Source organism: Phycisphaerae bacterium (assembly GCA_018003015.1).
GTDB lineage: Bacteria > Planctomycetota > Phycisphaerae > UBA1845 > PWPN01 > JAGNEZ01.
Map to the genome: position 1 here is coordinate 15,171 of JAGNEZ010000070.1, position 14,474 is coordinate 29,644.

The 14,474-nt window shown below is 64.6% G+C and carries 8 protein-coding genes; 3 read left to right on the top strand and 5 right to left on the bottom strand.

Features of this window, described 5'->3' with window-relative positions; all coding sequences use genetic code 11:
- Window positions 1–6: 6 nt before the first annotated feature.
- From KA354_21240 to KA354_21255, 4 genes are read right to left on the bottom strand one after another with little or no spacing between them, the layout of a single operon-like run.
- Window positions 7–1,089, bottom strand: coding sequence for a FemAB family PEP-CTERM system-associated protein (locus tag KA354_21240; protein ID MBP7937177.1), 1,083 nt, complete (start codon window positions 1,087–1,089; stop codon window positions 7–9).
- A 22-nt stretch (window positions 1,090–1,111) separates the two neighbouring features.
- Entirely contained in the window at window positions 1,112–2,071 is a 960-nt protein-coding gene (locus KA354_21245; protein ID MBP7937178.1) for a CpsD/CapB family tyrosine-protein kinase, read from the bottom strand.
- Between the two features lie 22 nt (window positions 2,072–2,093).
- On the bottom strand, window positions 2,094–3,884 hold the full coding sequence (locus KA354_21250) for a hypothetical protein (GenBank protein ID MBP7937179.1): 1,791 nt from the start codon (window positions 3,882–3,884) through the stop codon (window positions 2,094–2,096).
- Between the two features lie 3 nt (window positions 3,885–3,887).
- Window positions 3,888–4,706, bottom strand: a complete 819-nt coding sequence (locus KA354_21255) for a polysaccharide export protein (protein MBP7937180.1) — start codon at window positions 4,704–4,706, stop codon at window positions 3,888–3,890.
- A gap of 246 nt (window positions 4,707–4,952) precedes the next feature.
- Here KA354_21255 and KA354_21260 point away from each other — a divergent pair, with 246 nt between their 5' ends.
- From KA354_21260 to KA354_21270, 3 genes are all read left to right on the top strand, one after another.
- On the top strand, window positions 4,953–9,203 hold the full coding sequence (locus KA354_21260) for an AAA family ATPase (GenBank protein ID MBP7937181.1): 4,251 nt from the start codon (window positions 4,953–4,955) through the stop codon (window positions 9,201–9,203).
- A 359-nt stretch (window positions 9,204–9,562) separates the two neighbouring features.
- Window positions 9,563–12,643, top strand: coding sequence for a valine--tRNA ligase (locus KA354_21265; protein ID MBP7937182.1), 3,081 nt, complete (start codon window positions 9,563–9,565; stop codon window positions 12,641–12,643).
- A 150-nt stretch (window positions 12,644–12,793) separates the two neighbouring features.
- Window positions 12,794–13,252, top strand: a complete 459-nt coding sequence (locus KA354_21270) for a hypothetical protein (protein ID MBP7937183.1) — start codon at window positions 12,794–12,796, stop codon at window positions 13,250–13,252.
- A gap of 48 nt (window positions 13,253–13,300) precedes the next feature.
- On the opposite strand, the gene KA354_21275 is transcribed toward KA354_21270, so the two are convergent.
- The gene (locus KA354_21275; GenBank protein ID MBP7937184.1) at window positions 13,301–14,278 is read right to left on the bottom strand and encodes an ABC transporter permease; all 978 of its coding nucleotides are present in this window, start codon (window positions 14,276–14,278) and stop codon (window positions 13,301–13,303) included.
- Window positions 14,279–14,474: the final 196 nt, after the last annotated feature.

The window sequence follows — 14,474 nt, forward strand, 5'->3', positions numbered from 1 at the left end:
GTCTTCTCAGCCAGGAATCGATCGGGCCAGCCATGATCCGAGCGGCCTCGTCACCGCCAGCGGCAGTCGTGGCCAGACGCGACGAGCCAGACTCAGCCGTGTATTGCCGGGATGCAGGTTCGGCTCTCGGCCACCGTCGGGTACGTAGTACTGGTAATGAAGGGGCGTCGGTTCGAAACCCTGGAAACGCTTGAAGTTGTAGGCCCCGGCGTTGTCCACGCGGGACCGCCCAAAGTCGAACGCCTGACACCCCGCCTCCACACCCCGTTCCATCGCGGTCAGATACAGGAAGTTGTTCGGGTGGGTCCTCTCAAATCCGTCGTCGCAGCCGGAGAAGTAGGGCATCAAGGTCCCACGGTAGACGAAACTGACGAGCCCGGCGATCGGGCGGCAGCCATGGCGGACCAGCTGGACCATGTGGCCCAGGCGGCTGTCCTTCCCATTCCTTCCCGCGCCGCTTCCCACCGCCGGCGTGTGCTCGACAAGGTAGCGGAAGAACTTGAGGGGATAGTTCGGCGAGGCCAGGCGGCGCATGCTCCGGCTGTAAAGCGACCAGACGGTGCCCAGATGGGAGTCGTCAAAGCTTGCCTCCAAGTGGTATACGTCTCTGGCTTGACGGGCGGCGGCACGGGCTTTGCGCGGCAGTGAACTCAGCACCCGGTCAACATCGCGAGGCAATCGCTTGCGGAACGTGACGTAGCGGCGAACCACCGGCAGTTCGGGCCATTGCGGCCTGACCGACCGGATGTCAATCCACTGGGCCTTGAGTCGGGCGGCCAGTTGCCGGGCCCGGTCCAAGAGGGCGGCGTGAGCCTCTGGATCGTCGGCCAGCGTACCGCCATAGACGGCATACGGCACGCTGACCAGGATGGTGCCGGCCAGACAGCTGCTGACCTGCATCAGCGGAAACACCCCCACGCAGCTCCCGCCACGCCACGCGGTCAGGTAGCAGCTTCGGTGTCCGAAAGATTCTCGGACCGCATCGCGCCACAGCAGGGTGTGGAACAGGGTCCCGTCCTGATGACCGTCCACGTAGAGCTCCCAGGTCCGTACGCTTGACTCATCGAGATCTCGAACTTCCACGGCCATCGGATCACAATCCGTCAAGAAACTACATCCCACCCAGGTAGTAATCCTGGTTTTCGCCGCAACTCATGGCCTCTTCGGTGTAGCCGGTCAGGATGCTGCCCGCAATCGCGATGTGGTTCGCCTGGAGCAGCTTGACACAGCGGCGGAGAAGGGGCTCCGGCGTCTTGTTCATCCGGATCACGATCAAGGCGTAGTGGCAGAGAGGGGCAATCAGCCCGATGTCGGCAAAAGCGCTGATCGGCGGAGTGTCCACCAGGGTGTAGTGAAAGCGTTCGCCGATCTCGCGGAATGCCTCGGCCACCCGCCCGCCAGAAAGCAGGTCGCTCGGACCCGAGGTCCCGCAGTCGCCCGCGCCGATGAAGTGCAGATTCGGACGCGGCATCGGGGCGCAGACCTCCGCCAGGGTCTTCTCCCCGCGCAAGACGTCGGCGATGCCGGGCTGCTTGTCACACTGGAAGAGACGGCTCAGACCGCGGTTGCGGAAGTTCAGATCCACGATCGCGACGCGGAGGTGGCGCAGTTCCGCGAGGCTGAATCCCAGGTTGGCGGCGGTGATGGTCTTGCCTTCGCCGCTCGCCGCGGAAGTGATCGAGTAGACCCGTGTGCTGCCGCCGGGGTTGGAGGTCAACAGCCGCGTGCGAACCGATCGGTACTTCTCGGTGATGGGTGATGCCGGATCGTGGAATGCCAGGACCTCCGCGTGAATGTCTTCGCGAGGGATCGGCGGCAAGGTCGCGGTGAACGCCGGACGTGGCGGGGGATTGATGGCCATGGGCGTGGCCGACGGTTCCGGCGGCGTCAGGAGGGACGAAAACGGCGTGGAGGTGAACGATGCCGCCACGAGCGAATCACGCGGATCGGCGCCGGCCGGCGCTCCGGCGAACCGAGACCCCGGCGTCTCCTCGACGACGACACCGCCCGCCATCGTGTGGCGGGCTCGCTCGAGTTGAGCTCTCTTCAGTGCGTCCGCTATCCGTCCCATAGGCTTTCCATCATCGTCGGGATCATGCTCCCAACCCGGTTGCCCCGCTCCAGTACCCCGCGGCCGCAGCCCGATTCACGATTCGTTGGTAGAGATCCGGGTACTGCAGGCTCAGATACGTCAGTGTTCCCAGGGCCATGGCCAACGCGGCTTCCACCGCGGCAAACGCCGGGGCTACCGTCCGCCATCCCAGCCAGCGCCGCCGGATCTCGCTCCGTATCTCAGCGATGGTCTCGAGCACCGGAATGCCCAGCGATTGCCGGACTCTCGCCGGATCGCGGAACGATCGGTCAAACAACTCGCGGAGAAAGACCACGGCCACGCCCAGCCCCAGGCCGACGCCCAGGCTGGTCAGCACCAACCCGGCGAAGGTCGGTGACGTCGGTACACGCGGCCGGTGGGGCGACTCCACCGTCGCGAACTTGATGCCCCGCTCGTTCTCCTCCGCCGTGAGCACCCGCCCCAGGGTGTCCACGTTGTTCTGCCAGACACGCATGTCGTTGCGGATCGCCTGGGCTTCCTGCTGGCGGCTCAGGTAAAACTCCCGCTTGTCCAGCATCTGGGTCTTCCCGTCCTCCAGCGTGGTCTTCTCCGCCTGCCGACGGGCAAGGTCGCGATCGATCTTGGCGATCATGTCCGTGACCGACTGGACTTCGGCGGCGGTCCGTTTCTGTTCGGCGGTCAATGGGTCGACAGGCGGCTCAGCTTGGCCGTTCGCGTTCTGGGACGGTGGGGCCGCAATCCGCTCCGGCTGGTTCTCAAACTCGATCCGCAACTGCTCCAGCTTGCGGCGCAGTCCCTGAACCTCCGGATGCATGTCGGTCATGTTTCGGACCGACTTGGCCTCGGCGATCTGGGCCTTGGTGGTGTCGATGTGCTGGCTGAGCCGTTCTCGGGTGGGATTGGGCAGCCAGGCTTGGCCGGCCTCGCTGTCGATCAGCGCCGGCCGGCTGCTCGGCGTCTTGCCCGTGGCTCGCTGCTGTTCAAGGTCCCGAGCGTACTTCTGCAGCGCACCGAGCTTGGCTTGGTGCTCCTCGCGCCGCAGGACCAGGTCGTCGATGGCCAGTTTCAACGAGGCCAGATGCTGATTGAGCGGGCTGGTATCGTTCGGGTTGATTCCCGGGTAGGCGGCGCTGAGATCCTGCAGCTCCAGGTCGATCTTGTTGGCCTGAACCTGGCGCTTCTCGGCTTCCTCGGCAAAGAACGCCTTGGATTTCTGGAGGATGTCGGTGATCCAACTCCGGGTCGAGGTGACGTAGTTGTCGCGCAGCCGGTTGACCACCTGCATGCCCACGTCCGGATTGCGCCCGGAATAGGATAACTCGATCAGATCGAGAAAAGTGCTGGATTCGACGAGCCGCATGTTGAGACTGGCCGAGATCTCGACGATCATGGCTTGCCTGCGGGCGTTCCCTTCCGCCGTCAAGGCTCCTTGGGCGTCGCGGGGCAAGCTCCGGGTCAGTCCGAGATCGTCGATGGCTTGGCCAACCACCTGCGTCCCGGTGAGCTGGAACCTCAACGAACGGCGAAGTGTGTCGAACGTGTAGGGCGAACTGTTGCTGATCAACCTGGTGAGAACTACATCGTCACGCCGTTCAAACGTCGTGCTCAGCACGTACCGCCGGGGCAGGGTGAGGCCGTAGGCCAGGTAAGCGACCATGCCGGTGAGCAGGGGAATGACCAGCAGCCAGCGGCGGTGGCTGGCGATCGCCATCACCTTGCCGAGGGTGTGCTGGAGATCGGTGGTGTAGGAGTCGCTGTGCGTCGCTCCGAACCGCGGACCCCAGATCATGGATGTCGGCTGAACACTCATGGGTCATCTCGACAAGAGACGGCGAACTCCCCGGTTCGAGTTCCCGCCATCGTCATCACCGTCAAGGGCGTCGCGGTAGGCCTTTGGCGCACTGACTACGGAGGCGCCGTCCGTGTAGGCTCCTACAACCGGCGACACGGGGAAGAACAGCTCGCGCACCCGCAACCCGACCCAGGCCAGCGGGGTCGGCGGGATGACGATGATGTCGCCTTCCTTCAGCAGGAAGTTCTGCTTGAGGTCGCCGTGCTGCAGCATCTTGTCGGCGTCCACTTCGATTTCGTGCTGCTCGCCAGTCGTCGGGCTCGGCCGGATCACCTTGATCTTGGCTCGCCAGGCGCCATTGGTGAGGTTGCACCGGCTCAGGACATCGAGGAGCGTATCCCGGCCGGTAAACGGGACCTGGCCCGCCGCAGCCACCTCGCTGTAAATGTAGATCTTCTTGCTGGCGTGGCTCAGGACCTGGACCTGGACCTTCGGATTCACGTAGTAGCGGGCGAGTAGCTCCTCGATCTTGGCTTCCGCCTCGCGCGGCGTCATGCCCGAGACCTTGACCTCGCCGATCAGCTTCAGAGAGATCTTGCCATCCTGGCGGATCACCTGGGTCTCACCGTTCAGCTCCGGGGCCTGGGGCGAGCTGATCTCAATCAGATCGGGAGGCTCGATCCGGTAGTTGGTCGCGGCAACGTCCTGGTCATGGGCCTGAACGAACGGCTTGATGTCTGCGTAGCGGGTCTGGGCGCACCCCGCAACGCTCAAGGCCAGGAACAGGGCCAATCCGCCGCAGGCACGGATCGAGATAGGAAGGCGGTTTCTTCGCTTCATGATGGTCGTCCCTGACACACCGTGGCGATCCTTCTGGCCGGTCGTTCCCTTTATCGGTCCGCCGGCAACGCATCAATCATCGGATGGTTCGGGGGCTGGTTCGACTAATTACCGGTTATTTTTCGGACCGCCCGGACGCATCTCAAGAAGCTCACCCGCAGGTCCGATAGATTCGCTTGGACCGATAGCTTGAAGCATAGTCCGATAAGGGGTATCGCCCTCGACGGGACCTGAGGAGTCCAAAGCATGTATTGCTCGCACTTCGGCCTGCATCGGCCGCCGTTCAACAACACGCCGGACCCCACCTTCTACTTCAGCACGCCTGAGCACGAGGAGGCCCTTGCCACCCTCCAGTACGCGACGCTCCAACGCAAGGGCTTCGTGCTGGTGACCGGCGAAATCGGAGCTGGCAAGACGCTGGTCGGGCGACTCTTCATGCGTCAGATCGAACGCGACGCCACCGTGGCGGTCATCAATCACACCCATCTCAACGGCCAGCAGCTCTTGGCCGCGATCTGCTCGGAATTCGAGATCGATGCCCCGCCCGGCGAAGCCACGCCGCAGTTGCTCGAGCGACTGCAGACCTTCCTGCTCGACCAGTTCGCCAAGGACCGGTACGCGGTCGTCCTGCTCGACGAGGCCCAGAATCTGCCCAATGAGAGCTTCGAGGAGCTGCGCATGCTCGGCAACCTGGAGGCCGATGATGCCAAGCTTCTCCAGGTGTGCATTCTCGGCCAGCCCGAGCTGCGCGACCGTATCCGCCAGCCCGGCATGCGCCAGCTGGACCAGCGCCTGTTTCGGCGCTTTCACCTGCCCGCCCTGAATCGCGACCAGATCAAGGCCTACATTCAGCACCGTCTGACCGTGGCGGGCGCACCAGGGGCAGAGTTGTTCTCCGAGGAGGCAATTGACCGGATCTACGTAGCCAGCCGCGGGGTGCCCCGGATCGTCAACCAGCTCTGCGACAACGCTCTCCTGACCGCCTACGGCGAGAACATCAAGCAGGTCAGCTCCCGGATCATCGATCACATCCTGGAGTACGACGGGGCGGAGCGGCGAGAGGCCTGGGGAGCGGCCGACCGCCGGGTCGCCGGCAGCGCCCGTCAGGGCGAGGTGGCCTTCGGGCCGGCCCCCGTCGCTGCGCAGATGCCGGCCGTGTCTCCGGAACTGCTGGAGCGGGCTCAAAGGCAGGTCGAACAAATCGTCAAGCGCCGCGATGAGCTGGCGGCCATTGCTCAGCAGGCCGAGAAGACCAAGGCCGAGCTGGTCGATCTCGGTGCGCGGGCCGCTCGCACCCAGGGCGAGCTGTCCGTGGTCAACGATCAGGCCGACCGGACTCGTCAGGAGCTGCACGCCATCGCCACCCAGACCAGCCTGGCTCGGAACGAGCTCCACGCCCTCAGCGAGCAGACCAGTCGAGCACGCCAGGAACTGCAGGCCGTCACCGAGCGGGCGGCCAAGGTTCAGGACGAATGGGCGGCCATTTCGGGCAAGGTCGAGCAACGCTGGCATGCTACCCGCGGGAAGCTCGATGAATACCGCAACGAGATCCAGTCCGCACTGACCGACGCGGCCGGCAGGTATCAGACCATCCAGCGCCAGTTCGAGGCCTTGTCGGAGGCTCCGTCGACCGAGGAGGCCCTGGCGGCGGTGGAAGACGTCCGCAAGGGCTACCTCAAGGAATCCGCCCGCATCCTCGAGCAGATTACCCAGCAGCGTGACCAGTTCCGCCAGCTCCTGGCCGACGCCGACAGGCGCTGGAACGACACTACCCGGCAGCTGACCGAGTTGTCTCGAGGCACCGCCACCAAGGGTGACCTTGAAGGCTTCGAGGACGAGTTCAGCAACCGGGTCGGCGAGCTGCTCGGCCGGTTCGACCTGCACCGTGACCAGATCGGTGAGCTAGCCCAGTCACTGCAGGAGCTCTGCGAACGGACCCAGCGCGATCTGGCAAGCATGCGGGGCGACCAGGCCGAGGCCGAGGCCCGGATCGGCAGACAGGTGGCCAGCCGGGTGGTGGCCAGCACTCAGGTGATGGAAAGGAAGCTGGTCGCCGCCCAGGAGGCCCAGAGTGAAGCCCATGCTCGTCTGGCGACCGCGGTGGAAACCCGGATCGCGGAGACGCGGGCGGCGATGCAGGAGCGCCTGGGACGGAGCGAACAACGGATCGAGTCGCTGCAGGACCAGACGAATGATCGCCTCGCGTCACTGAACACCGCCATGCAGCGTCTGGAGGAGACCGCAGCCTCTGCTGCCGAACTCGACGGTTTCAGACGCAGTCAGGCGGAAGCGATGGACGATCTCGTCCGCCGGCTGGCCGAGCAGGGCGATGCGTTGCGGCGTTTCCGTGAGGATGTTGTCCGCGACGCCGAGGAGGGTAACCGGCAGAAGGATGAGCAGCTTGCCCAGATCGCACGGCAAGTCGCGGCTCAAGAGGAACGACTGCAGGCCATCCGCCGGAGAGTGCTCGAGCACTTGACCGGCACCGAGCAGCGGTTCGAGAGCCTTGCCGAGAGGTTCGCCGATCGCGGCCAGGTCGAGCAGCTTCGGGCCGATCTGGGAGGTCAGGTCGAAGCCCTGGTCCAGCAGTCCAAGGACGGTATCGAGGTTCTTCGCCGCGAGCATCAAGCCGGGCTTGGTGAGCTGCGGGAGAATCAGGAAACCCTGGTCCGGCAGCATCGCGAGGATGTCGCAGGGCTCCGTCGTGAGCACGAATCCGATCTTGGCGAGCTGCGGGAGAATCAGGAAGCCCTGGTCCGGCAGCATCGCGAGGATGTCGCAGGGCTCCGTCGTGAGCACGAATCCGATCTTGGCGAGCTGCGCGAGCGGCAGGAAGCCAAAGCGGCGGAGATTCTCAAACGCATCGAGACCAACCGGGATTCGATGCAGAAGCTCATCAGCACCGTGGTTCAGCGGTGGGAATCCACGCATCGCCAGCTGGAGACGGTGAGTGCCTCGTACGCGGACAAGGAGCAGTTGTCCGCCCTGCGCAGCCAGTATGAGCAGGAGTCGAAACGGTTGCTTGACGAGTTGGCGGGGCATCGTTCGGCCATGGAGGAGCATTTTGCCCAGATGGCCGTCCGCTTGCAGGAGACGAAGACGGATCTGGAAGCGCTGAGCTTGAGCGCCGCCCGGTCCGATGATGTTGTCCTGATCCAGCGGAAGCAGGTCGAAGAGCAGGAACGCATCCTCGTGGCCCTCGCCGATCAGCGTCGGGAACTGGACTCGATGGTCGATGCGGTCAACAAGCGATGCGATGATCTGATCGAACGCCTGACGGCGCTGCCTCCGGACATCGCCACCATGCGTCAGATGGTGGCTTTGCATCGAGAGAACATGGACCAGATCCGGGTCGTGGCCCGGGAACTGGCCACGCGCCGATCGCAGCTCGAGCAGGCGATTCGCGGAGTCGCCGAGCACTCGCGGCAGACGCACGTGGCCGTCGAAGCTCTGGCGAAGCGTTCCGCCTCGGTGGATGAGGTTCGGAACCTCCGTCAGCAGCACACTGACAAGCTTCACGAGCTGCTCGGCCGCTTGGAGAGCGAGTCGGCGAAGAACGAGCGCAACCTGAGCGTCGTAGCCCGCGAGGTTGCCCACCACGCCCGGCGCGTCACCCAGCTCGAGGAGATGGAGCGGCCGCGGCCCATCCAGATTGAACTCGCCCCCAAGGTGGGGCAGGCCCTGGGCGCGATCGTCGAGACCGCCGGTCAGCGGGTGCAGCAGTTGGAGGACAACCTGGACCGAGCGGAGGCGATGACCACGCAACTGCTGGGCGTCTCGTCGCGCGTTCAGGCGGTGCTGCGCCACTGGGCGGACAACGCCGAGCAGGTGGATCGCCAGTCGGAGCAGTTGCGGTCGTCGGCCGTGCTGGCTCGGGAGGTGATCGCCGCCATTCACAAGTGCCACCGGGCTCTCGAGCAGCGGATGAACTCGCCGCGCTGGCGGCAGGAGATGGCTCGAGGCGAGCAGATGGTCAGCCGGATCGAGCAGGCGGTAAGCAAGGCTCAATCGGTCCGCGAACAGCTCGTGGACCAGGTCGAACAGACGACGCGTAAGACTCAGCGGATCCGCGAGCAGTTGGCCGAGCAGATCGAGCGGGCGGCGCGCAAGGCCCAGTCGGCGGGAGAGAACCTCGAGACCGTCATTACCGAGGCCGGCCTGAGCCAGCAAGTGGCCGACGAATGGGTCAACCGCGGTCGAGAGGCTCGTCAGCTGATCGACACACTGTCTGCCCTGATGGGCGAGGCGTCCCGAACCGGCGCCCGCGTCGACGAGACGCTGGCCAAACGCAAGCAGATACTCGCCGCCGTGGCCCGCAACACTGCGGGCCTGGTCGACTTGATCGAGACCGCCCGGCGCAGCGACGAGCAAGCGCGCCCGACCGTGCGCCCAACCTCCGCGAGTCCGTCCAAGGCCAGGAACGCCAAGCCGAGCGGCCGTTCCGATGTCGTCGATATCCAGTGGCCCCGGGTTCGGGTGCCGGCCAAGGCCGGTTGATTTGCGACCCGCTCTCGGCGTCAAGTGGTACCCGGGACTTGGACCGTCCAGGGGGGGACGGTCCTTGTTCCGGTTTGGGCATGACGGCGAGCAGCCAAGTTCGGACTCCCGCCTTGATCGCCCTTGCCGTTTGGACGTTCTGACGTTTCGACGTGTTCGGCGCTTGCTCCTTGTTCGGGCCTCCTGCTTGTTTGGAGCTCTCGGTTCGGTCACCCCGCACCCTTTGGTCCTTCGGTATTCTCCTCGGGGTCGACGCCGCTTTCCGGTAACGGTAAGATACCGATTTCACGCGTGACTTCCGCGGTCGCCGTGGATGTGACCTGCGCCGCGGCTCGCTAGGGATTGGGTTTGGGTGCTTCATGGCTCCAGTGGTTGACTTGCCGACAACGTATGATCCTCGAAGTGTCGAAGCCTCTATCTACAAGCAGTGGCTGGATGGGAAGCTCTTCCACGCCGACCCGAATACCAGGACGCGGCACGGTGCCTACACCATCGTCATCCCGCCGCCGAACGTGACCGGGGCCCTGCACGGCGGGCATGCCCTGAACAACACGCTGCAGGACATCCTCATCCGCTGGCGGCGGATGCAGGGGTGCAACACGCTGTGGATGCCGGGCACCGATCACGCCGGCATCGCCACCCAGGCGGTCGTCGAGCGGACCCTCTTCGAGAAGGAGAAGAAGACCCGCCACGACCTGGGCCGCGAGGCACTGGTCAAGCGGATCTGGGAGTGGAAGGAGGCCTACGGCAACCGGATCATTGAGCAGCTCAAGCGCATGGGCTGCTCCTGCGACTGGGAGCGCACCCGATTCACGCTCGACGAGACCTGCGCCCGGGCGGTCCGCGAGACGTTCTTTCGGATGTTCAAGGACGGCCTCATCGTCCGCGGCAAACGCTTGGTCAACTGGGACACGCATCTGCAGACCGCGGTGGCCGACGATGAGGTCTACCACGAGAAGGTCAAGGGTCACCTGTGGCACATTCGCTATCCGTTCCAGACGCCCGACCGCCAGCGCGGCGTGGATCACCTCGTTGTTGCGACCACGCGGCCGGAGACCATGCTCGGCGATACGGCGGTGGCCGTGCACCCCGACGACGAGCGCTGGAACTGGCTGATCGGCCAGAAGGTCATCCTGCCGCTGGTAAATCGCGAGATCCGGGTCATCGGCGACCCGATCCTGGTGAGCATGGAGTTCGGCACTGGTTGCGTGAAGGTCACCCCCGCCCACGATCCCAACGACTACCAGTGTGGCCACCGTCACGGGCTGGAGATGATCAACATCCTCACCCCGGACGGCCACATCAACGAGAATGGCGGCCGGTACCAGGGCATGGACCGTTACGCCGCCCGCAAGAAGGTGGTGGCTGATCTCGAGGCCGCCGGCCTGATGGTCAAGGTCGAGGACCACGAGTCCGACGTTGGCCACAGCGACCGCAGCAAGACGCCGATCGAGCCCTACCTGTCCGACCAGTGGTTCGTCCGCATGGGCGACCTGCCGCCGAGTCAGGCCGCCAAGATCGAAGGCCTGCGCGGCAGCAGCGGCCTGGCCCAGCTTGCCATCGACTCGATCTGCACGGTGGAGCACCCGACCGCCGAGGACCGCGCCGCCTGCGGCAAGGTGCACTTCTTCCCTGAGCGATACGCCAACACTTACCGGGACTGGCTTTCCGAGAAACGCGACTGGTGCATCAGCCGGCAGCTCTGGTGGGGACATCGGATACCGGTGTGGCACCTGACGTGGGGCGTGATCGCCAAGGATACTGGGGAGTTGGTCTGGGAACAGCCGGAAGTCCTGGGAACCCTTGAGGCGTGGATAAACGAGGCTGGTCTGAAGAATGACGTTTTCATTCTGACTGATCCCGCTCAACCGCTCGTGATCTTGCTCGCTACGCGGACGAATCATGCCGACAAGGCTCTCGCAGGGCTCGCCGACGCTCTTGTGCACTTCGATCGCAAACGCGACGAAGCTTACGTTACGCAGCATCCGTTCGGCGGGGGGCTTCTGCAAATGATGATCTCCCTTGAGCAAGATCCCGACGTCCTTGACACCTGGTTCAGCTCTGCCCTCTGGCCGCATTCGACGCTTGCCTGGCCGGAGGTGAGTGCCGAACTGAAGACCTACTACCCCGGCTCGGTGCTGAGCACTGCTCGCGAGATCATCACCCTGTGGGTGGCCCGCATGGTACTCACCGGAATGTATAACATCGGCCGCGTCCCGTTCCACGATGTTTACATTCACCTGGTCATTCAGGATGCCCAGGGCCGGCCGTTCAAGAAGACGCTCGGCAACGGTTTCGACCCGGTGGACATCATCGAGATGTACGGTGCCGACGCCCTGCGGTTCACGATGGCCTCCGTGGCCACCGAAACGCAGGACATCCGCATGCCGATGAAGAAGGTCAAGCTCGACGACGGCCGGGAGCTGCAGACCTCGGAGCGATTCGAGCTTGGGCGCAACTTCTGCAACAAGGTTTGGAACGCCGCTCGGTTTGCGTTCATGAACCTGGTGGACGACGGAAGCCAGTGTGGCGCTGGCGTTTCGCTGGTGGGGGGCATCCAGCTGGACCTCACCTCGCTGCCCATCGAAGACCGCTGGATCCTCTCCCGGGGGAGCAAGGCGGCGGTAGAGGTGCAAGACGCCCTGGCGAAGTTCCAGTTCAGCAAGGCCGTCGGTTTGGCCCGCGACTTCTTCTGGGACTCGTTGTGCGACTGGTACCTTGAGCTGGTCAAGTCCCGGCTCAAGGAGAACCGGCAGGCGGCCGAGGCTCGGCAGATCCTGGCCTTTGCCCTCGACCAATCGCTTCGTCTGTTGCATCCCTTTGTGCCTTTCATTACCGAGCGGCTCTGGCAGCAGCTCAACGGGCTGATCGCGCAGCGCGGGCTTACCGGCCTGGCCGAGTTGGACAGCGGCAAGCCGCTGATCGTTTCCGAGTATCCGCCGGTTGGCGGTTGGCCGAAGCTGTGCGATCCCGAGACCGACGTGGTCTTCGACGACCTTCAGACGGCCACCCGGGCGGTGCGCGACATTCGCCAGACGCAGAACGTGGCGCCCAAGCAGAGTGTGAACGTGGTGATTCGCGTTCCTGCGGGCCGGGTGGACTCGATGAAGCGTGAGGCTCACGTGATCCGCCACCTGGCCAACGTCGGGGAGCTGACCATTGGTCCGGACGCCGCCAAGCCGGGCCACGCCGCCACGCTGATCATCGGCGACATGGAGATCTACGTGGCCGACGTGATCGACCCGGTTGCCGAGCGGGGGCGTCTGGAGAAGGAGCTGGCCAACCTGGACAAGCGGACTCAGGGTATTGCCCAGAAGCTGGCGAACGAAGGTTTCATTGCCCGGGCTCCGGCGGACCTGGTTGCCCGCGAGCGTGAGCGGCTGGTCGAGTTGGAGGCCAAGAAGGCCACGGTGGCCAAGGCGATGAGCGAACTGCAATAGGAGTCTATCTCACTGGGGAGCGTGGGATGGGCTTCCAGCCTGTCGTTTGATCGGCAAGATGCCGGTGCCGCACCTCGCGGGACAGGCTCTATGCTGCGGCCACCCGGAGGCCATTGGACCATGTCCTTTAGCACGAGCAGAGGCCGTCTCGTGGCGGTGACGCGCGGCCTGATCGCTCTTGGCTGGTTCACCTGCATGATTGCCTGGGGTCTCATTGCTCTCGTGGACGTTGAGAGTGTGCTGGTCACCGGTCCCATTCTGCTGTTGGTCGGTCTTCTTTCGGTCATAGCGGGGCTGCTGGCCAAGTATAGCCGAGCGGTGGTGGTTGGGGCCTGCTACGCGGGGGTGTCCCTGCTCTTCTTTCTGCTGGTCGTGATCTTCGACTGGGGGCCGGGCGAGGCCAAGGAGCCGTTCCTGTGGATGGGTGCGGCATTCATCGTCCTCGTTGTTCCTCTTTTTACCGCCGCCTGGAAGATTCCGCCCTCTCCGGCTCCTTATGAATGCGCCCGTTGCGGCTATCTTCTCTACGGCCTGGCCGAGCCTCGCTGTCCCGAGTGCGGCACGCCGTTTCCGCTCGAGAAACTGGCGATGATGAAGCCGCCGGAATGATCGTTGGGGGCTCGTTCAGAGGTGGCGGCGTCCGGTGGCGGGGGGCGGCTATCCCGGCGAGCGTCGGCGGAAGTAGTCGAGGGCGACGGCCACGACGATGATAGCCCCGATGATGATTTCCTGGACGTAGTTCTGGTAGCCTGCCATGGTGCAACCGTTGACCAATCCGGTCAGCATCAGGGCTCCGAGCAGTGTTCCGAGCACGCTGCCCTCGCCGCCCATGAGCGAGCCGCCGCCGATCACGACGGCGGCGATGACCTGGAGTTCGAGTCCGGCGGCCGCGGTTGGATCGCCCTCGCAGGTGTTAGCGAAGAGGAAGGCGCCGGCCAGGCCGGTGAGCAGTCCGCCCAAGGTATAGAGGAGCAGCTTCTGACGGACGATGCGGATGCCGCTGAGTCGGGCGGCGGTCTCGTTGGATCCGATGGCGATGGTTTGCCGGCCGAAGACGGTGAGATTGAGTACGATGCCGGCGAGGATGCCGACCGCCAGCATGACCCAGACGGCGGGGGCCAGCCATGTGGCCGCGCCCAGGGGCTGCATCATCCAGGCGAGCTGGTCGGGGTTTTCTTCGAGTCGGACGATGCGGTTGTCGGCCAGGAAGCGGGCCATTCCGCGGGCGATGCCGAACATACCGAGTGTCGCCACGAAGGGGATCACGCGCAGGCCGGTGATGATCAGGGCGTTGACCAGTCCGCAGAGGCTGCCGAGGAGGATGGCGACGGCGACGCCCGCGGAGGGTGGGAGGTCATTCTTGAGGCACACGGCCAGCGAGACTCCGGCCAGGGCCATGACCGATCCGACGCTGAGATCGATCCCGCCGCCGATCATGATGAAGGTCATGCCGACGCCGCAGACGCCGACCAGGACGGTCTGGGCGGCGATGAAGCGCAAGTTCGTCGATTCGAGGAAAGCGGGGTTCTTGATCTGGAAGAATGCGCCGACGATGACCAAGCCGGCGACTGGGGCGAGCCACTTTGCGTTTCCTGCCCAGCGACCCAGGGCTGGTGTCTTAGCCGGTTGGTTCATGAAGATAGGTTAACCTCGGCGGTTCAAGTTGTCAGTTGTTGGCCTGAGGGGATGGCCAACGTGGCCGGTGTTTTTTGTCCGGCGCCAAACGAAGCCAATTGAAGGTGGTCGGGCCTTGGGGAGACCGGTCCGGCCGCCGTGGGAAGAACACCGCGGTTGTCCCGCGGGTGGTGAGCTGAGCGGGGCGGGTTGGGTG

Coding starts and splice junctions, on each gene's coding strand:
- KA354_21240 (MBP7937177.1), bottom strand. CDS start 1,089: ATGGCCGTGGAAGTTCGAGATCTCGATGAGTCAAGCGTACGGACCTGG.
- KA354_21245 (MBP7937178.1), bottom strand. CDS start 2,071: ATGGGACGGATAGCGGACGCACTGAAGAGAGCTCAACTCGAGCGAGCC.
- KA354_21250 (MBP7937179.1), bottom strand. CDS start 3,884: ATGAGTGTTCAGCCGACATCCATGATCTGGGGTCCGCGGTTCGGAGCG.
- KA354_21255 (MBP7937180.1), bottom strand. CDS start 4,706: ATGAAGCGAAGAAACCGCCTTCCTATCTCGATCCGTGCCTGCGGCGGA.
- KA354_21260 (MBP7937181.1), top strand. CDS start 4,953: ATGTATTGCTCGCACTTCGGCCTGCATCGGCCGCCGTTCAACAACACG.
- KA354_21265 (MBP7937182.1), top strand. CDS start 9,563: ATGGCTCCAGTGGTTGACTTGCCGACAACGTATGATCCTCGAAGTGTC.
- KA354_21275 (MBP7937184.1), bottom strand. CDS start 14,278: ATGAACCAACCGGCTAAGACACCAGCCCTGGGTCGCTGGGCAGGAAAC.